Here is a 17789-nt window from a genome sequence, read left to right on the forward strand (position 1 = left end):
CAGGACCGGACCGGGCTGTCAGGCCGTGCAGTACTGCTGTTCCTTGCCGATCGAGCGGTACATGCAGTCCGAGTTCTCCAGGAGTTGCAGGACCGCGTCGCGGTTGCGGGACGTCTCCCGCTCGATCACCTCGTCGGGCGGGTAGAAACCGCCGCCGCCGGCGGACGACGGGTACATCTCGAAGGTGTAGCTGAAGATCTTCTGGCTGCCCCACAGCCAGTCGTTGATCGACCCGTCCGTGATGTAGAGGTCGCTGGACTGCTGGGGCGTGTAGCCGTTGCTCGCGGCCATCTTCCGGCCGACGGCCGCGTGCGCGTCACGGTCGTCCTGGGTGAGGCCGGGACCCGTGTCGCTGTACGTGTAGCCGTACGGCCACAGGACCAGTTCGCTGTACGTGTGGAAGTCGATGGCGGCCCTGATCTGCTGCTTGCCTCCGACGACGCGGCTGCGGACGAAGTTGGAGACGACCTTCACCTCGGGGGCCGACTCGGCACTCGGGCCGCGGTACGTCTCGGATCCCGTGCTGCCCGACGAGCCGCCGCAGCAGCCCCACCGGTAGGCCCAGTTGCGGTTCATGTCGGTGCCGACGTTCGACGAACCGGCGTTCGGCTGACGGTTCTTGCGCCAGCTGCGGTAGGAGCCGGACGCGATGTCGTACTCGCCGCCGTCCGGGTTCAGGTCCGGCACGATCCAGATCTCGCGCTCGTCGACCATCTTCTTGACCCGGGCGTCGGTGGCGTAGTCGTCGCCCAGTTCGCGCAGCAGGTAGAGCGCCATCTCCACCGTCAGGTGCTCGCGCGCGTGCTGGTGGTGGGTGAAGAGGACCTCGGGCTCGGCCTCGTCGGTGCCGACGTTGTCGCTGATCTTGATGGCGACGATGTCCCGGCCCTGGTAGGACTTGCCGATCACCCGCTTGCTCATCAGGTTCGGGTGGGCCGCGATGCGCTGGTCGATCGCCGCGGTCATCTCCGCGTAGTTGTGGTAGCGCGAGTCGGCGGGCGGGAAGTCCTTGGCCTCCACCGGGTTCCCGTTCGTCCGCTTCGGGGGCCCGGCCAGCTGCTTCAGCTCGTAACCGGCCTTCCGGAGCGCCGCGGCCTCGGCGGCGTCCGCCGAGACGACCACCGAGTGCGCGTCCACCTCGTCGATGGCGACGCCGGTGCGGGCGAGCGCGGAGCGCGCGGCGCGGTCGTCGCGCAGCGGGATCTCGTACTGGCGCGTTTCCTCGTCGGCGGCCGTCGCCGCGCCGCGCGGGGCCCGGCCGGCGTCGCCCGACGAGGCGTTGGCGGTGAGGGGGGCCGCGAGGGCGAGAGCCAGCAGGACCGAGAGGGCGGCGGATCTCCTGCCGCGTATGCGGAGTCGCATGAAGTCTCCTCAAGGGTGGGGGAAGTTGTTCAGTGCGACGTGCGGGGGCGCCGCTGCGTCGGGGTGCGACGTGCGACGTGCGACGTGCGACGTGCGGGTGCGGGTGCGGGTGCGTCGTGCGAGTACGACGTGCGGGGTGCGGGGTGACGCGCGGGCCCATCGTGCGCGCGTGGCATGCCCCCGTCAACGCTGTCTTTGGCCAATCCGGGCGGGGCGCGCGCACCCCGGGCGCACAACCGGAGAGCGCACGGCCGCGCGACGACCCCTTGTGCCCCGGCCGTCCATGCGCTTTCTTGATCGCATGGCTGAAACCACAGGCAGCGCCACCGGCACGGGCGACGCGGCACCGCGGCCGCGCAAGTCGAGCTGGAAGTACATCGGCCCCGGCATCGTCGTCGCGGCGACCGGCGTCGGCGCGGGCGACCTCGTAGCGACCCTCATCGCGGGCAGCAACTTCGGCTACACGCTGCTGTGGGCCGCCGTCCTCGGCTGCGTCGTCAAGATCTCGCTCGCCGAGGCGGCGGGGCGCTGGCATCTGGCCACCGGCCGCACCCTCTTCGACGGCTGGGCGAGCCTCGGCCGCTGGACGACGTGGTTCTTCGTCGTCTACGTCGTGATCTGGGGGTACGTCTACGGCGCCGCCGCCATGTCGTCGTCCGGGCTGCCGCTCCAGGCGCTCTTCCCCGACGTCATGGAGCTCAAGTGGTGGGGCATCCTCACCGGGCTCGTCGGCCTGGTCTTCGTCTGGTTCAACAAGTACGCCGTCTTCGAGAAGGTCATGACGGTGCTCGTCGGCATCATGTTCGTCGTCACCGTCTATCTCGCGATCCGCGTCACCCCGCACCTCGGCGACGCCTTCGCGGGCCTGCTGCCCGTCCTGCCCGACGAGAAGGACTCGGTCCTCAACACGCTCGGTCTGATCGGCGGCGTCGGCGGCACCATCACCCTCGCCGCGTACGGCTACTGGGTCAACGCCAAGGGCTGGACGAACACCGGCTGGATGAAGGTGATGCGGCTCGACAACCGCGTCGCGTACATCACCACCGGCATCTTCGTCGTCTCCATGCTCTTCGTCGGCGCCGAGCTCCTGCACTCGGCGAACGTGGCCATCGCGAGCGGCGACAAGGGACTCGTCCAGCTCTCCGACATCCTGGAGAAGGAGTACGGGAACGCCACCGCCAAGCTGTTCCTGATCGGCTTCTTCGCCACCTCGTTCACCTCGCTGATCGGTGTGTGGCACGGCGTGAGCCTGATGTTCGCGGACTTCGTGGAGCGCTACCGCAAGCAGCGCGCCGGTGCCGACAGCCAGGCGCTGACCGGCGAGGAGGTGGCGTCCGGCACCCACGAGAAGTCCGTGCCGTTCCGCGCGTACCTGCTGTGGCTGACGTTCCCGCCGATGATCCTGCTCTTCCAGGGGCAGCCGTTCCGCCTCATTATCATCTACGGCGTCCTGGGCGCGGCCTTCATGCCCTTCCTCGCGCTCACCCTGGTCTGGCTCCTCAACTCCACGCGCACCCCGCGGGAGTGGCGCAACGGCTGGCTCAGCAACGGCATGCTGACCATCGCGGGCCTGCTCTTCCTGGTGCTGTGCATCAAGCAGATCACCGATCAGGACTGGGGCAGCTTCTTCTGACGGGGGCGGCTGCTTGAGGTCGGCGGCCCGATCGGAAGGTCCCACCTCCACATGAACACTGGGAAGTTGGGTGTTGGGGCGACCATGACGTGGATATGGTGCTGAGGCAGGAGTGCACGAGGACCGGGGGTGTACGCGTTGCCGACCGCCATAGCCGTCACCGGACCCGACCTCGTGCTGCCGTCACCCGACCGGCACACCCCGTCGGCCGCCGTCCTCCAGTCGGCCGTGCAGTCCCCGCGGACGTACTCGCTCGATCAGGCGCTCACCGAGATGCACACCCTGATCGAGCACCACGGATATGTGATCGCCCTCTGCCCGTCCTCCGCGCCCGCGTCCGTCGCCCAGCGGCTGCACGCGGTCCGCTCGGTCCTGGAGAGCGACCGCATCGCCGTCGTCCGCTCCGACCTGCCGCCGCTCGGGCTCGCCGTCCTCGCGCTCCAGCTGCGGCAGCTGTCGATCTGCGACTTCAGCCCCGGCGTCCTGGCCTCCGCAGCCCGCCTCCTGTCCCACTACATCTACGCCGGGGCCCTGCTCGGCTCCGTCGCCAAGCTCGACCGGGTGCCCGTCAGCCTCCAGTCGCACGCCAAGTCGTGGCTCCCCGGCGCCCAGTTCGCGGTCCTCGCCACACCGCGGCCCGAGCTGACGAAGGTGTCGGGCGGCGACGAGGCGGACCTGCCGGGGCCGGGATTCGCCACGCGGCTGCTCTACGCCCCCGGCAAGCTGGCGCCCGGCTGGGTGACCGACACCCTCGCCCCCGCCTGGCGCTCCCAGGAGGTCACCGAGGCCCGGCTGCCCGGCGAGTCCGCGCGCTGGTGGGCCACCGGCAGACTCGTCGAGTTCGCCGCCGCGATCCCTGACATCTCCGTCCTCTACCAACTGGTGTCGTCCGTCCGCCGCGACGACTGCCACTGGTGCGGCCTCGAACTCATCGGCGACCGCTGCGCGTTCTGTGCCGCCCCGCTGCCACCGCCCTCCGAACGCCCCTCGCAGCGCACCCTCGCGCACGGCGTGACCGCCCTGCCGCGCGGCGCGACCTAGGCCAGGACCGACCGACCCCGGCACCCCGCACCTCGTACGCGACCGACGACCGCACGTGCGCCACCCCGCTCACTGTCCGTAGCCAACCGCATTCGATCGAGGTAGTCCGGCCCATGAACTCTCGCCAGCGCCGCGGCGTCATCCTGCTGATCCTGTCGGTCCTGTGCGCGATCGGCGCGTTCGCGGGTGTCCTCTCGGTGATCCGCGACGCGAACTCGAAGGTCGGCCCCGAGGTGCCCGCGTACAAGCTCAAAGGGGACATCGCGCCCTACAAGGAGCTGACCGCCGACCAGTTCGAGAAGGTCGAGATGCCCGAGCGGTGGCTGTCCGACAACGCGGTCACGGACCTCGGCGAGATCCGCGGCAAGATCGCCGTCACCCAGCTGCGCAAGGGCTCGCTGCTGCAGTCCGACATGATCGTCGGGCGGCCCGAACTCGGCCCGGGCCAGCAGGAGATCGCCATCATGATCGACGCGGCGACCGGCGTCGCGGGCAAGATCACACCGGGCTCGAAGGTCAACATCTACGCCACCTTCAAGGGCGAGACCGACAAGGCGAAGGACCAGTCCAAAGTCATCGTGGAGGGCGCCAAGGTGCTCGACGTCGGCAAGCTCACCCCGCTCGAACCCGACCAGGACGACCGTACGCGCCGCAGGGCCACGGAAGCGGTGCCGATCACGTTCGCCCTCGGCACGGCGGACGCGCAGCGCGTCGCGTACGCCGAGTCGTTCGCCACGCACGTCCGGCTCGCCCTGGTGGGCGCGGGCGGCGACGCGACGGTGCCGCCCCGTGACCGGACGTACACCCTCGACGAGGACAAGTAAGGGGTCTCGGATGACCACTCGGATCCTCCCGGCCGTCGGCGACAACGATGCGACGTGCGCGCTGTCCACGCCGACCGGTCGGCCGCCCGGCACCGGGCCGGCGCTGGCCGTCGGCGCGTTGCGGGGGCGGTGCGGCTGCCTCGCCCTGGCGGGTGCGGGCGATGATGCGGTCGTGCCGCCCCGTGACCGGACGTACACCCTCGACGAGGACAAGTAAGGGGTCTCGGATGACCACTCGGATCCTCCCGGCCGTCGGCGACATCGACGCGGCGCGCGCGCTGTCCACGCTGACCGGGCAACTGCCCGACACCGAACCCGCGCCGCCCGTCGCCGACTCCACGGCGCTGATCGACACCCTCGCGCGGCTCGCCGCCGAGTCCGTCGACGAACTGCCCGAGGTCGTCCTCGTCCACGAGCGCATCGGCCCCGTCCCGGCCCTCGACCTGATCCGGGACCTCGTCCTCCGCTTCCCGGCGGTCGGCGTCGTCCTGATCACCGCCGACACCAGCCCCGGACTCCTCACCGCCGCCATGGACTCCGGGGCGCGCGGCATCGTCGGCCTCCCGCTCGCCTACGACGCCCTCGCCGAACGCGTCCAGGCCGCTGCCTCCTGGTCCACCGGCATGCGGCGCCACCTCGGCAACGGAAACGGCGGCCTGGAACTGTACGCGGGCAGCAGCCCCGGCACGGCCGGCACCGTCGTCGCGGTCAGCGGCGCCAAGGGCGGCGTCGGTACCACCGTCACGGCCGTCCAGCTCGCCCTCGCCACCGCCGCGTCCGGCCGCTCCGTCGCCCTCCTCGACCTCGACCTCCAGTCCGGCGACGTCGCCTCCTACCTCGACGTGCAGTTCCGGCGCTCGATCGCCGACCTCGCCGCCATCTCCGACATCACACCCCGCGTCCTCCAGGACGCCGTCTACACCCACGAGACCGGCATCGGCCTCCTCCTCGCCCCCGCCGACGGCGAGCGCGGCGAGGAGGTCACCGACCGCGTCGCCCGCCAGACCATCGGCGCCCTCCGCGCCCGCTACGACGTCGTGGTCGTCGACTGCGGCGCCTACGTCACCGGCGCGAACGCCACCGCCGTCGAACTCGCCGACCAGGCCCTCCTGCTCGTCACCCCCGACGTGGTCGCCGTCCGCGCCGCCAAGCGCCTGGTGCGCCTCTGGGACCGCCTCCAGATCCGCAAGGCCGAGGAGACCGTCACCGTCGTCAACCGGCACGGCAAGGGCACCGACATCCAGCCCTCCCTCGTCGGACGCGTCACCGGCACCCGGACGGCCCGCACCACCGTGCCCGCCGGCTTCAAGGAACTGCAGGCCTCCGTCGACGCGGGCCGCATGCAGGACCTCGACAGCCGCTCCGCCGTGAAACAGGCCCTGTGGGGCCTCGCGGGCGAGCTCGGCCTGGTCGAGCCGGAGCCGTCGGCCACCGGCGGCAAGCGGGGCGCGCTGTCCCTGCGCAGAAAGGCGGCGAGCGGCGACCGGGGCGCGGTCACGCTCGAATTCGCCGGGATGTTCCCCCTGCTGCTCGCGGTCATGGCGATCCTCTGGCAGTGCGCGCTGTACGGCTACACGTACTCCCTCGCGGGGAACGCGGCGGACGAGGCGGCGCGGGCCTACACGGCGGCGCGGGCAGTGGGGGAGGGCGCGGACGCGGCCTGCTCCGCCGCAGCGAAGAAGCACCTGCCCGGCGCCTGGCAGGACGCGGACGTCTCCTGCGGGGACGAGGGCGGCGGGGTGTACAAGGCCCACGTACGGGTCGACGTACCGGTGTTCTTCCCGGGCTTCGACGCCGGGTGGCGCGTGGACGGGGAAGCGGGGGCGGCGAAGGAGGGGGAGGACGGGTGAAACGGCCGCGGAGGTGGGACGACCGGGGCGTATCGATGCTGGAGTTCGCCGGCTTCCTGCCGATCCTCCTGATCATCGGCCTCGCTGCGATCCAGCTCGGCCTCGTCGGCTACGCCGCCAACCAGGCCGGCTCCGGCGCCCGCGCGGCGGCCCGCGCGGCCTCGCAGGGCGACTCGGGGGAGGCGGCGGGCGCGGCGGCCATGGACGGGGGCCTGTTCTCCTCCATAGGTGTCAGCCAGGGCGGCGCGACCACGACCGCCACCGTGGAGGTGCAGGTCCCGACGCTGCTCCCCTTCATCGGCACGGACTGGAGCGTCACCAAGGAGGCCACGATGCCGAACGACGACGACGCCGACTGAACCCGCGTACACGACAAGGAGGTCGAAGGACGACATGAGCCTGCGCGACCGCGTGGCCCCCACCCGCCAGACCGAGCCGAGCCGCGACGACGGCCTCGTCGCCGTCTACCGCTCCAAGCTCCTGGAGGAGATCGACCTCGCCGAGATGTCGTCGCTCGCGGCGGCGGACCGCCGCGTCCGCCTGGAGCGCGTCCTCGGCCACATCATCAGCCGCGAGGGCCCCGTCCTCTCCACCTCCGAGCGCGCCCAGCTGATCCGCCGCGTCGTCGACGAGGCCCTCGGACTCGGCGTACTGGAACCGCTCCTCGCCGACACCTCCATCACGGAGATCATGGTGAACGGCCCCGACTCGATCTTCGTCGAGCGCGCGGGCCGGGTCGAACAGCTCCCCCTCCGCTTCGCCTCCAACGAACAGCTGATGCAGACCATCGAACGCATCGTCTCGACGGTCAACCGCCGCGTGGACGAGTCGAACCCCATGGTCGACGCCCGCCTGCCCACCGGCGAGCGCGTCAACGTCATCATCCCGCCGCTCGCGCTGACCGGCGCCACCCTCACCATCCGCCGCTTCCCGCGCGCCTACACGCTCCCCGAGCTCATCGGCCTCGGCTCGCTCGACGAGCACATGCTGATGCTGCTCGCCGCGTTCGTGCGGGCCCGCTTCAACCTCATCGTCAGCGGCGGCACAGGCACCGGCAAGACGACGCTCCTCAACGCGCTCTCCGGGCTGATCCCCGCCCACGAGCGCATCATCACCATCGAGGACTCGGCGGAGCTCCAGCTCCAGCAGGAGCATGTGATCCGTCTCGAGTCCCGGCCGCCCAACGTCGAGGGCAAGGGCCACATCACCATCCGCGACCTCGTCCGCAACAGCCTCCGCATGCGCCCCGACCGCATCATCGTCGGCGAGGTCCGCGGCGGCGAGACCCTCGACATGCTCCAGGCGATGTCGACGGGCCACGACGGCTCGCTCGCCACCGTCCACGCGAACACCGCGGAGGACGCCCTCATGCGCCTCCAGACCCTCGGCTCCATGTCGGAGGTCCAGATCCCCTTCGAGGCCCTGAAGGACCAGATCAACTCGGCGGTCGACGTCGTCATCCAGCTCGCCCGGCACGGCGACGGCTCCCGCAAGGTCGCCGAGATCGTGCTGCTCGTCTCGCGCGGCCGCCAGCAGTTCCGCATCGTGCCGGTCACCCGCTTCGTGCCGCGCCCGCTCGGCGCCGACCGCATCGTGCACGGCTACTTCGAACACCTGCCGCTGCCGCGCGAGATCGCCGACAAGCTGTACGTCGCGAACGAACCGGTGCCGCCCGCGTTCGGCGTGGCGGAGGCCATCGACGTACTGGACGCAAGGGACGCCATCGGATGAACGACCCCGCCCTCCTCGCGCTCGGCGCCACGATCCTGACCGGCACGCTCGCGGTCGCGGGCGTCCACACGTACGCGTCCGGCCGGGCCCAGCGCCAGGCCCTGGTCGACCGGCTCGCGCTCGGCCCCGGCACGGGCGACGGCGGCCCGCCCGGCCGCGCCCGCCGCTTCGCGACCGTCGACCGCAGGCTGCGCCGCACCCGCCTGGGCAGATCGATCCACCTGCGCCTGTCCTCGACGGGACTCGATCTGACGGCGGGCGAGTTCTTCACGTACGTCGTCGCGGTCGTCGCCGCGCTCTGGCTGATCGCGGCCGCGACCCTCGCCCCGTTCTTCGGCCCGATCGCCGGCGTCGTCGCGGTGTGGGGCGCGACGGCGTTCCTCAACTGGCAGCGCCAGAAACGCATCGAGGCGTTCATCAACCAGCTCCCGGACGTGGCCCGCATCCTGGCCAACGCGACGGCGGCGGGCCTGGCCCTGCGCACCTCCCTGGCGATGGCGGCGGAGGAACTGGAAGCCCCGGCAGGCGAGGAACTCTCGCATGTCGCCGACCAGTTGACCCTGGGCCGCTCCATCGACGACACCCTCGGCGAACTCGCCGAACGCCTCCCGTCCCGCGAGCTGATCGTCCTGGTCACCACCCTCGTCCTCTCCAACAAGGCGGGCGGCACGGTGGTCAACTCCCTGCGCAATCTCACGCAGACCCTGGAGGACAGGAAGGAGACGCGGCGCGAGGTCCGCACGATGCTGTCGGAGGTCCACGCGACGGCGTTCACGGTCCCGCTGCTCGGCCTGGGTTCGCTGCTCCTGATCAACTCCTCGAACGAGGGCGCGCTGGAGCGCGTGACCGGCTCACCCTTGGGTCAGACGCTGATCCTGATCTCGCTGGGCCTGTACGGCGTCGGATTCTTCGTGATCAGACGCCTGGGAAAAATCGAAGTCTAGAGAACCCTGGGAGAGATCCAGGAGGGGAGTTACGTTGCTGGGCTTGCTGCTAGCGGTGGCGATGGGCCTCGCCGTGGCCGGTGTCTGCCAGGGCGTCCGCATGTACCGCGCGGACGCGAAGCTGCCCTCCGACCTGGCCGTGGCCCTGGAGGTCGGCGCGACCCGCGTCTCGGCGGCGGGCTCGGCGGTGGACCGCCTGGGCATGCGCTTCGCGCCCCTGGTCCTGCGCGTCATGGGCCCGAAACGGGTCGACGCCAAGCGCCGCAGGATCGACATGGCGGGCAATCCGGGCGGCCTGACGATAGACCGCTACGCGGCACGGCGGGCGGTCTACGGCGTCTTCGGACTCGTCCTCGGCCTGGTCTTCTTCGTGAACGGCTCCCCGCTCTTCGGCCTGCTCACGCTCGCCTTCGGGGCGGTCGCGGCGGACGCGCTGATCTGGCAGGCGATCCGCGAGCGCCGCGAGGTCATCGACCGCACGCTGCCCGACTTCCTCGACGTCCTCGCGGTCGTCGTATCGGCGGGGCTCGGCTTCCGCCAGGCACTGGACCGGGTGGCGGAGCGGTACGAGGGGCCGTGGGCGGACGAACTGCGCATCACGCTCCGCCAGATGGACATGGGCGTGAGCCGCCGCCAGGCCTTCGACGAACTGCGCCGCCGCAACGCGTCCGAGCAGGTGGCGCAGTTCGTCTCCGCCCTGCAGCAGGGCGAGGAGCTGGGCTCCCCGATCGCGGACACGCTGATCCAGATCGCGACGGACATGCGCCGCACGGACGCGCAGAACTCCCGCCGCAGGGCGGCGAAGACGATCCCCAAGGCGACGATGGTGACACTGGTCTTCATGCTCCCGGCCACGATGATCCTGATCGCCTCGGGAATGTTCCTCGGCTCGGGCTCCGACTTCGGTTCGATTTTGGGGCGTTGAGACGAATGTTCGCGAAAGCTCTTCGCGGCTGCAACTCGATGTGGGACAGTCAGTTCTGAGTTCACGGTTCGCGGGAGGGGACTTCGTGCATGGTGATCTCACCGAGGGGGAAGAGAACCCGCCAACTTGCGGGCCGGGCGCCCCGGATACCGCATGCGCTGCGCAGAGTTGCTGCCGATGCACGCCGTGTGGCGTACGTTGCCTCTGACCACAAAGGGCGCGGTATCGGGTGGGAGAGAAGAGGCCGTCGTGCTGAAGGAACGCGTGCTCAGTGTCTGGATCTACTGGACGGTTTCCGTGGCTTCCCGGGTCCGGGGGAGGGAGCGGGATGCGGGGGCGGGGTTTGTGGAGTATGCGGGGTTGATGATTCTTATTGCGGGGATCTTCGTCCTGATCGACGGCCTGGGGCTCGACGGTCAGATCTCCGGAGCCATTCAGGACGCCGTATCCGATGTGGTCGGCGGCTGAGGCACGGCCTTCACCGCGATGACAGAGGGCAGACTCTCCCTATCTACATCTGGTTGACGGGGATTCTACTCTTTGTTGCGCTCGCGTTCTTTGCCTTCGCTCAGGCCGCATCCGCGCGCAACGGCGCGCAATCCGCCGCAGACGCCTCCGCTTTGGCGGCAGCCCAGGACGCCAGGGACGAACTCGTGGATGGACTCGGGCTGTCCATCGGTGAGGGTGACGACTGGCTGGAATGGCTGGCAGGCGGCGAGTTCACCGGCAGCGGCGCTCAAGCCGCGGCGGCGGAGCTGGCTGCCGACAATGACGCGACCGTCATCGTCTCGCCCGTCGAAGTGAACGGTTACCCGGGTTTCCGCGCGGAGATCGAGACCAACTACACCGTCGGCGATTCGATCATTCCGGGCACGGAGTCCCAGCACGCAAAGGCCGACGCCACCGCGATCATCAAACCGCGCTGTGATCTCACCCCGTCGTCGGATCCCGAGAAGGCCGTGGAGTTCGAGTGCGACGGTGGTGAATCCTTCGAAATCGATCCCGACGACTTCGAACTGGACGATCTTCCGGACGGTTTCGTGCTGTTCTCCGTCCAGCTGGCCGAGTGACAAGAGATCGACGAGAGAAGGAAGCCGTAGCGATGAGTATTCGGCGTACCTCGATGACCCGCAGGGCAATGACCGCTGTGGCGATCACGACTGGGCTGGTCTTCACGGTGGCCGGCTGCGGCGGTGGAGACGGTGACGGTGACAAGTCCGAGAAGGAGTCCCCTCCCAGATCGTCGGCGCAGCAGGGCGGTGGTGATGAGGAGAAAGGCGAGGGAGATGACAAGGCCCCCGCGACGGGCGAGGTGCTGGCCGAAGTCAAGGGCGAGGAGAGCATCACCCTGACAGTCACGTCCGCCGTGCGTGACGAGGACGGTTTCGTGACGGTCTCCGGAAAGGTGACGAACAATGGCGGCAGGTTCTGGGCGGCCGCCAACTGGCGCGGCGAAGAACGGGAGCTGAACAAGAACGGCTCGTCCGTGGCAGGCGCGAATCTGATCGACAAGGCGGGCAAGAAGAAGTACCTCGTACTCCGGGACACTCAAGGGCGTTGTCTGTGCACCAAATTCACAGGCGGCGTAAAGCCGAGTCAGACGGCCGACTGGTACGCCCAGTTCCCCGCCCCGCCCGAAGGAACCACCAAGGTCACCTTCCAGGTGGGTGCCATGCCCCCCGCCCCCATCGAAATCTCCGAGGGCGAGTGACCCATGACCCGCCACCCTCGCCGCACCGCGGGCACCGTCACCCTCACCGCGCTGGCCCTGCTGCTCAGCCCCGCACCGAGCTGGGCCGACGACGACCCCACGGCTCCCCCAGGCAGCACCACCACCTCCCCACCCCCCGAAGTGGACTCCAACAGTCCGGGGCTGAAGCTTGCCGATGGGGCCACGCTTGCGCCTGCCAAGGTGCTGGACATCAAGTCGGTCGTCGAGGACCTCGGCGGCGAGGAGCGGCGTGAGGACACCAACACCGACGTGAAGTTCGCGCTGCAGGCGGAAGTCCTGTTCCCGAAGGACAGCGCGAAGCTGAATCCGGACGCGAACGCCCGGATCAAGGCCATCGCGGAGGAGGCCGAGGCCCAGAAGGCCACGGACGTACGCGTGTTCGGCTTCACGGACAACCTCGGGTCCTACGGCCACGGCAAAAAGCTCTCCCGCGAGCGCGCGGAAGCCGTCCACGACCGGCTCGCGAGCCACCTCGGCCCCGAGGTCACCTACTCCGTACGCGGCTACAGCGAGGACTACCCCATCGCGGACAACGGCTCAGAGGAGGGCCGCAAGAAGAACCGCCGCGTCGAGGTCTCGTTCCCGCGCGGCACGACAGGGACGGGTACGGGGACCGAAACCACCGGCTGAGCCGCCCGCTGCGGCACTATTGCCCCCATGAGCAGCAACAACAGCCAGGCCCCCCGCACCTTCGACGACCTCGTGGCCGAAGCCGAGGCCGCGCCCACCGAAGGGTGGGACTTCTCCTGGTTCGAGGGCAGGGCCACCGAGGCGCGGCCCTCGTGGCGGTACGCCGAAGCGATGGCCCGGCGGCTCGCACAGGCCACGGCGAGCCTCGACATCCAGACCGGCGGCGGCGAGGTGCTGGCCTCCGCCGCCACCCTGCCGCCCCTCGCCGTCGCCACGGAGGGCTGGCCCGCGAACGTCGCCAAGGCCACCGCGCTCCTGCACCCCCGAGGCGTGGCGGTCGTCGCCTCGGCGGCGGACGACCCGCTGCCGTTCGCGGACGGCGCGTTCGACCTGGTCACCAGCCGGCATCCGGTCAAGGCCCACTTCGACGAGATCGCCCGCGTGCTGCGCCCCGGCGGCGCCTACTTCGCCCAGCACGTCGGCCCCGCCAGCGTCTTCGAGGTCGTCGAGTACTTCCTCGGACCGCAGCCGGCGGAGGTCAGGAACGGTCGGCACCCCGACCTGGAGCGCGCCGAGGCCGAGGCGGCGGGCCTGGAGGTCGTCGACCTGCGGGCGGAGCGGCTGCGGATGGAGTTCCACGACGTCGGCGCGGTCGTCCACTTCCTGCGCAAGGTGGTGTGGATGGTCCCGGGCTTCACCGTGGCGGAGTACCGCCCCCGGCTGCGCGAACTGCACGACCGCATCCAGGCGGAGGGCCCCTTCGTGGCCCACAGCACACGGCACCTCTTCGACCTCCGCAAGCCGGTACTGTCGACCGTCGAACGGTAAGTAGCGGTACGTATCGGTAAGTCAGTAGGCGAAGCAGAGGAGTTGGCCGTGCCGAAGGACAGTAAGCCGTACGCCTGCGGTCTCGACGCCGCGGTGGACGTCGTCGGCGGCAAGTGGAAGCCCATGATCCTGTGGGCGCTGCACTCGGGCAGGACGCTCCGCTTCGGCGAGCTCCGGCGGCACATCGTCGGCGTCAGCGAGAAGATGCTGATCCAGCAGCTGCGCGAGCTGGAGTCCGACGGCATCGTGCACCGCGAGGTCTACCGCGAGGTGCCGCCGAAGGTCGAGTACTCGCTGACCCAACTCGGCGAGTCCCTCAACGCGGCCCTCCTGCCCCTGGGGTTGTGGGGCGACGAGCACATGCAGCAGGTGATCGCGAACAAGGCCGGCGCCGGCGACGCGGCGGACAGTGCGGCGTAGCCCCGCATTTCGGAACGAAGTCGGGCGGAACGCGGCAAGGTGCCTCTCGGCTCGCACTTCGTGACGTATCCGCCGTAATAGAAGCCGTGATTCCGCATCGTTATCAATACTGGCTCGATCCGCCCCTGAACCTCGCGTAAGTTCAGACCAAGGCTAATTCGCGTGAGCAAATCCACGCGGGCGGTGCCGCGCGGTGGAGGGGGCCGCGCGGCACCGCGAGCCTCACCCACCGCCGCGTCCCGCCCCGCGCACGACGGCGCGCGCGCCCCGGCGCACGCCCCACCGGGCCATCGCCCCGGCCTCCGCCTCGATCACGTGCCGGGCCCGCGGGCGCGGCAGTCCGATCCGGCCCGGCCGCATCGTCCGGACGGCCAGCACGCGCCACTCACGGTCGAGATACGCCACATCAATGGCGAACCGCATCCGCAGGGTGTGCACTCCGCTCGCGGGCGTCAGCAAGATCGCCCCCGTCACGCCCGCGCGCCCGAGGAGCCCCCGCCGCCGCGCCCGCGCCGAGTCCGCGATCTCCAGCGGGATCTCCGACGGGATCTCCGTGCGGGTGTCCGGCGGGGCATCCGGCGGGGGAGCCGAGACCGTCATCGTCGCCATGCCCGCGAAATTAGCGGTCCGGTGGTCCGGGGCGTCAAGCGCGTGAACCTCGCGGGGTCCCTCTTGGGGAGTACCGCCGCGCCCGGCTGAAATACGCCTACGAACCCGCGATTCCGCCCGTAGAACGGGATCGCGCAGTCGTCGGCCGGTCTCGGAGAGTAGTTGTGTGGCGCCGATGCACCCAGCAGCACTTACGAAGGGTTATGGTGGAAACCCCCCCTCGGGCCGGTCCGTCTCCCCCCCACGGACCGGCCCGTTTTTTGTGCCCCGGTGTGGCCCGTTTCCGCGCCGTGCGAGGTGGAAGATCGACATCCCGTTATCGTCAGGGACATGTCGAACCAATTCCCCCCACCGCCCGCCCCCCAGCCCGACCCGCAGTCCGGCCGGCAGGGCACCCCGCAGTCCGGCCAGCCCGGCCTGCCCACCTACAACGGACCGGCCCAGGACCCCGCACCCGCGTACGGACCCGGCCCCGGCTACGGCCCCGCCCCCGGCTACGGCTACGGCTACGGACCGGGATACGGACCCGGCCCGATGGCCCCGCAGACCATGCCGGGTGTCGTCCGCGCCGCGCAGATCGTCATCTGGGTGCTCGGCGGACTCACCATCATCGGCAGCATCCTGCTGATCGCCATATCCAACCCGGAGACGGCGGGCGCCGCCCTCGGCGTGAACGTCTGCCTCCTGGTCGCGTTCGGCATGGCCTTCCGCTTCGGCACCGCGGGCAGCGGCATCCGCACCACGTGCATCGTCCTGATGAGCGTCCAGATCCTCTTCGGCCTCGGCGGCGCGGCCGCCGGCAACCCGGGCGGCCTCATCCCGCTGCTCGGCTCGATCGCCACGGTCATCCTGCTCTCCCAGAGCGCCGCGGGCGCATGGTTCAACCGCCCGCGCGCCTGACCGCGCCCCCTGCGCGCCACGCGGCAAACGAGTGCCGCGCCGGACAGCAAAGAGATCCGCGCCGGACAGCAAAGAGCCCCGGGCCGGAACCGCCCCGGCCCGGGGCTCCGCCACAGCCACCCGCCGGGTCAGCCCCGGCCGGCCCAGATGTTCGTGCCGGGCGTCGACACCGCGAACGTGTCGATCGCGGTCAGTTCCGCGTCCGTCAGCTTCGGGCCCGCGAGCGCCGCCACGTTCTCCTCCAGCTGCTTGACGCTGGAGGCGCCGATCAGCGCGGACGTCATCCGCTCGTCCCGCAGCACCCAGTTGAGGGCCAGCTGGGCGAGGGACTGGCCGCGGCCCGCCGCGATGTCGTTCAGGCCGTTGAGACGGCGTACGACCTCGTCGCTCAGGAGCTCCGGGTCCAGGGACTTGCCCTGCGTCGCCCGGGAGCCCTCCGGGATGCCCTTCAGGTACTTGTTCGTGAGCAGGCCCTGCGCGAGCGGCACGAAGGAGATGCAGCCCATCCCGGCCGCCTCCAGCGTGTCGAGGAGACCGTCCTCCTCGGTCCACCGGTTGATCATCGAGTACGACGGCTGGTGGATGAGCGCGGGGACACCCATCTCCCGCAGCAGGCGCGCCGCTTCGGCGGTCTGCTCGCTGTTGTACGAGGACACGCCCACGTAGAGCGCCTTGCCCTGCTGGACGGCCGAGGCGAGGGCGCCCATCGTCTCTTCCAGCGGCGTGTCCGGGTCGAAGCGGTGCGAGTAGAAGATGTCGACGTAGTCGAGACCCATCCGCGCGAGCGACGCGTCGAGCGACGACAGCAGGTACTTGCGGCTGCCCCACTCGCCGTACGGGCCGGGGTGCATGAGGTAGCCGGCCTTGGTCGAGACGACCAGCTCGTCGCGGTACGCCGCGAAGTCCTGCGCGAAGAGCTTGCCGAAGTTGAGCTCCGCGGACCCGGGCGGCGGGCCGTAGTTGTTCGCCAGGTCGAAGTGGGTGACGCCCAGGTCGAAGGCGCGGCGCAGGATCGCGCGCTGCGTCTCGAGGGCCTTGTCGTCGCCGAAGTTGTGCCAGAGGCCGAGCGAGACGGCGGGCAGCTTCAGACCGCTGCGGCCCGTGCGCCGGTACTCCATCGAGTCGTAGCGGTCCGGTGCCGCGCGATACGTAGACGTGTCGTTCATGGGCACGAAACTACTTCAGCGGCTCGCGCCCCGACTGTGGAGGGACGCTCGAGCGGCGGTAGGGTGTCGCCCTCGGGGTTGCTCTGGGCGCGCCCCTTGAGGACCGCCATCTGCTGGAGGCTGACACACGTGAACCTGCGCGACCTGGTGTACGGACTTTACGCACGCCGGGTGGAAGGCCGCCTCGACCACGACCAGGTGCCCAAGCACATCGGGGTCATCCTGGACGGCAACCGCCGCTGGGCGAAGGCGGCGGGCGGGACCACCGCACAGGGCCACCAGGCGGGCGCACACAAGATCGAGGAGTTCCTCGGCTGGTGCGCCGAGACGGACGTCGAGGTCGTCACGCTGTGGATGCTCTCGACGGACAACTTCGACCGGCCCGATGACGAGCTGAAGCCGCTCCTCGGCATCATCGAGGCCACCGTCCGCTCGCTCGTCGCGGACGGCCGCTGGCGTGTGCACCACGTCGGCGCGCTCGACCTGCTGCCGGCCCACACCCAGATGGTGATGAAGGAAGCCGAAGAGGCGACCCACCACAACAAGGGAATACTGGTCAACGTCGCCGTGGGCTACGGCGGCCGCCAGGAGATCGCCGACGCCGTCCGCTCGCTGCTCCTGGAGCACGCGGCCAAGGGCGCGGGCCTGGAGGACGTCGCGGAGAGCGTCGACATCGACCAGATCTCCAAGCACCTCTACACCAGCGGCCAGCCGGACCCCGACCTGGTGATCCGTACGAGTGGCGAACAGCGCCTCTCCGGATTCATGCTCTGGCAGTCCGCTCACTCCGAGTACTACTTCTGCGAAGTCTTCTGGCCGGCCTTCCGCAAGGTCGACTTCCTGCGTGCGCTGCGTGATTACGCGGCGCGCCACCGCCGCTACGGCGGCTGACCCCAGCCACCCCCTGAGGTCGGGGTAACCGGGAGTTAACCAACGCGTCGTCATATGCCCTGGCATGGCTGCGCTTGTTCGAGGGAATAAGCCTTCCAGGTCGACGTCCGTGCAGTATCCGAAAGGGACGTCGTATCTCAGCGGACGGCATCGGGCCGTCCGCCCGGGAGGCCCTTTGCACCAGGACGACCGTGTGCGCGACACGGGCGACGTGGAGGGCCGGCGCTCGGCCCACGCATCGTGGCCCGTGCCCGGTCCAGAACCCTCCCGTCGCTCCCCGACCTCATCCGAGGGGGTACGTCC

General features: G+C 70.2%; 20 protein-coding genes. 17 read left to right on the top strand and 3 right to left on the bottom strand.

Annotated elements, in window-relative coordinates:
• Positions 1–18 precede the first annotated feature (18 nt).
• The gene (locus ACZ56E_RS08535; RefSeq protein WP_471212396.1) at positions 19–1362 is read right to left on the bottom strand and encodes a M14 family metallopeptidase; all 1344 of its coding nucleotides are present in this window, start codon (positions 1360–1362) and stop codon (positions 19–21) included.
• Between the two features lie 301 nt (positions 1363–1663).
• Between ACZ56E_RS08535 and ACZ56E_RS08540 the strand changes: the two genes are divergently transcribed.
• The 15 genes from ACZ56E_RS08540 to ACZ56E_RS08610 all read left to right on the top strand — a co-directional run bounded on the left by ACZ56E_RS08540 (position 1664) and on the right by ACZ56E_RS08610 (position 13920).
• Positions 1664–2995 (top strand): Nramp family divalent metal transporter, encoded by a 1332-nt coding sequence (locus ACZ56E_RS08540; RefSeq protein WP_471212400.1) that lies wholly within the window; start codon positions 1664–1666, stop codon positions 2993–2995.
• 129 nt (positions 2996–3124) lie between these two features.
• Entirely contained in the window at positions 3125–4036 is a 912-nt protein-coding gene (locus ACZ56E_RS08545; RefSeq protein ID WP_468604968.1) for a hypothetical protein, read from the top strand.
• A 113-nt stretch (positions 4037–4149) separates the two neighbouring features.
• The gene (cpaB, locus tag ACZ56E_RS08550; protein WP_468604970.1) at positions 4150–4860 is read left to right on the top strand and encodes a Flp pilus assembly protein CpaB; all 711 of its coding nucleotides are present in this window, start codon (positions 4150–4152) and stop codon (positions 4858–4860) included.
• A 10-nt stretch (positions 4861–4870) separates the two neighbouring features.
• Positions 4871–5077, top strand: coding sequence for a hypothetical protein (locus tag ACZ56E_RS08555; RefSeq protein ID WP_471212403.1), 207 nt, complete (start codon positions 4871–4873; stop codon positions 5075–5077).
• Positions 5078–5087: 10 nt separating this feature from the next.
• Positions 5088–6710, top strand: a complete 1623-nt coding sequence (locus ACZ56E_RS08560) for an AAA family ATPase (RefSeq protein ID WP_471212405.1) — start codon at positions 5088–5090, stop codon at positions 6708–6710.
• Positions 6707–7069 carry a TadE family protein gene (locus ACZ56E_RS08565; RefSeq protein ID WP_471212408.1) on the top strand — a complete coding sequence of 121 codons (363 nt, stop codon included), beginning with the start codon at positions 6707–6709 and terminating at the stop codon, positions 7067–7069. Before ACZ56E_RS08560 ends, ACZ56E_RS08565 begins: the two co-directional genes overlap by 4 nt.
• Before the next feature lie 34 nt (positions 7070–7103).
• A complete protein-coding gene (locus tag ACZ56E_RS08570) occupies positions 7104–8441 on the top strand; it encodes a CpaF family protein (RefSeq protein WP_471212410.1) in 1338 nt (445 codons plus the stop codon).
• Complete coding sequence (locus ACZ56E_RS08575; RefSeq protein WP_471212413.1) at positions 8438–9385, top strand: type II secretion system F family protein; 948 nt, start codon at positions 8438–8440, stop codon at positions 9383–9385. Before ACZ56E_RS08570 ends, ACZ56E_RS08575 begins: the two co-directional genes overlap by 4 nt.
• A 34-nt stretch (positions 9386–9419) precedes the next feature.
• On the top strand, positions 9420–10310 hold the full coding sequence (locus ACZ56E_RS08580; protein WP_468604978.1) for a DUF5936 domain-containing protein: 891 nt from the start codon (positions 9420–9422) through the stop codon (positions 10308–10310).
• A 279-nt stretch (positions 10311–10589) separates the two neighbouring features.
• Positions 10590–10778 (top strand): hypothetical protein, encoded by a 189-nt coding sequence (locus tag ACZ56E_RS08585; RefSeq protein WP_468718682.1) that lies wholly within the window; start codon positions 10590–10592, stop codon positions 10776–10778.
• A gap of 53 nt (positions 10779–10831) precedes the next feature.
• On the top strand, positions 10832–11380 hold the full coding sequence (locus tag ACZ56E_RS08590; RefSeq protein ID WP_471212418.1) for a pilus assembly protein TadG-related protein: 549 nt from the start codon (positions 10832–10834) through the stop codon (positions 11378–11380).
• A 32-nt stretch (positions 11381–11412) separates the two neighbouring features.
• Positions 11413–12021, top strand: coding sequence for a hypothetical protein (locus ACZ56E_RS08595; RefSeq protein WP_471212420.1), 609 nt, complete (start codon positions 11413–11415; stop codon positions 12019–12021).
• Between the two features lie 3 nt (positions 12022–12024).
• Complete coding sequence (locus ACZ56E_RS08600) at positions 12025–12672, top strand: OmpA family protein (protein WP_471212423.1); 648 nt, start codon at positions 12025–12027, stop codon at positions 12670–12672.
• Positions 12673–12699: 27 nt separating this feature from the next.
• A complete protein-coding gene (locus ACZ56E_RS08605) occupies positions 12700–13500 on the top strand; it encodes a class I SAM-dependent methyltransferase (RefSeq protein WP_468604984.1) in 801 nt (266 codons plus the stop codon).
• Positions 13501–13548: 48 nt separating this feature from the next.
• On the top strand, positions 13549–13920 hold the full coding sequence (locus tag ACZ56E_RS08610) for a winged helix-turn-helix transcriptional regulator (protein WP_471212425.1): 372 nt from the start codon (positions 13549–13551) through the stop codon (positions 13918–13920).
• Positions 13921–14142: 222 nt separating this feature from the next.
• Here the strand turns inward: ACZ56E_RS08610 and ACZ56E_RS08615 are convergent, their stop codons facing one another.
• The gene (locus ACZ56E_RS08615; protein ID WP_471213118.1) at positions 14143–14520 is read right to left on the bottom strand and encodes a DUF192 domain-containing protein; all 378 of its coding nucleotides are present in this window, start codon (positions 14518–14520) and stop codon (positions 14143–14145) included.
• Positions 14521–14859: 339 nt separating this feature from the next.
• Here ACZ56E_RS08615 and ACZ56E_RS08620 point away from each other — a divergent pair, with 339 nt between their 5' ends.
• Positions 14860–15429: a hypothetical protein gene (locus ACZ56E_RS08620; protein ID WP_471212427.1), complete on the top strand. Its 570-nt coding sequence runs from the start codon at positions 14860–14862 to the stop codon at positions 15427–15429.
• 128 nt (positions 15430–15557) lie between these two features.
• Here the strand turns inward: ACZ56E_RS08620 and mgrA are convergent, their stop codons facing one another.
• Entirely contained in the window at positions 15558–16595 is a 1038-nt protein-coding gene (mgrA, locus tag ACZ56E_RS08625) for an L-glyceraldehyde 3-phosphate reductase (protein ID WP_471212431.1), read from the bottom strand.
• 129 nt (positions 16596–16724) lie between these two features.
• Here mgrA and ACZ56E_RS08630 point away from each other — a divergent pair, with 129 nt between their 5' ends.
• Positions 16725–17486: an isoprenyl transferase gene (locus tag ACZ56E_RS08630; protein ID WP_468604992.1), complete on the top strand. Its 762-nt coding sequence runs from the start codon at positions 16725–16727 to the stop codon at positions 17484–17486.
• Positions 17487–17789: the final 303 nt, after the last annotated feature.

This window comes from Streptomyces sp. NPDC039480, assembly GCF_055597165.1.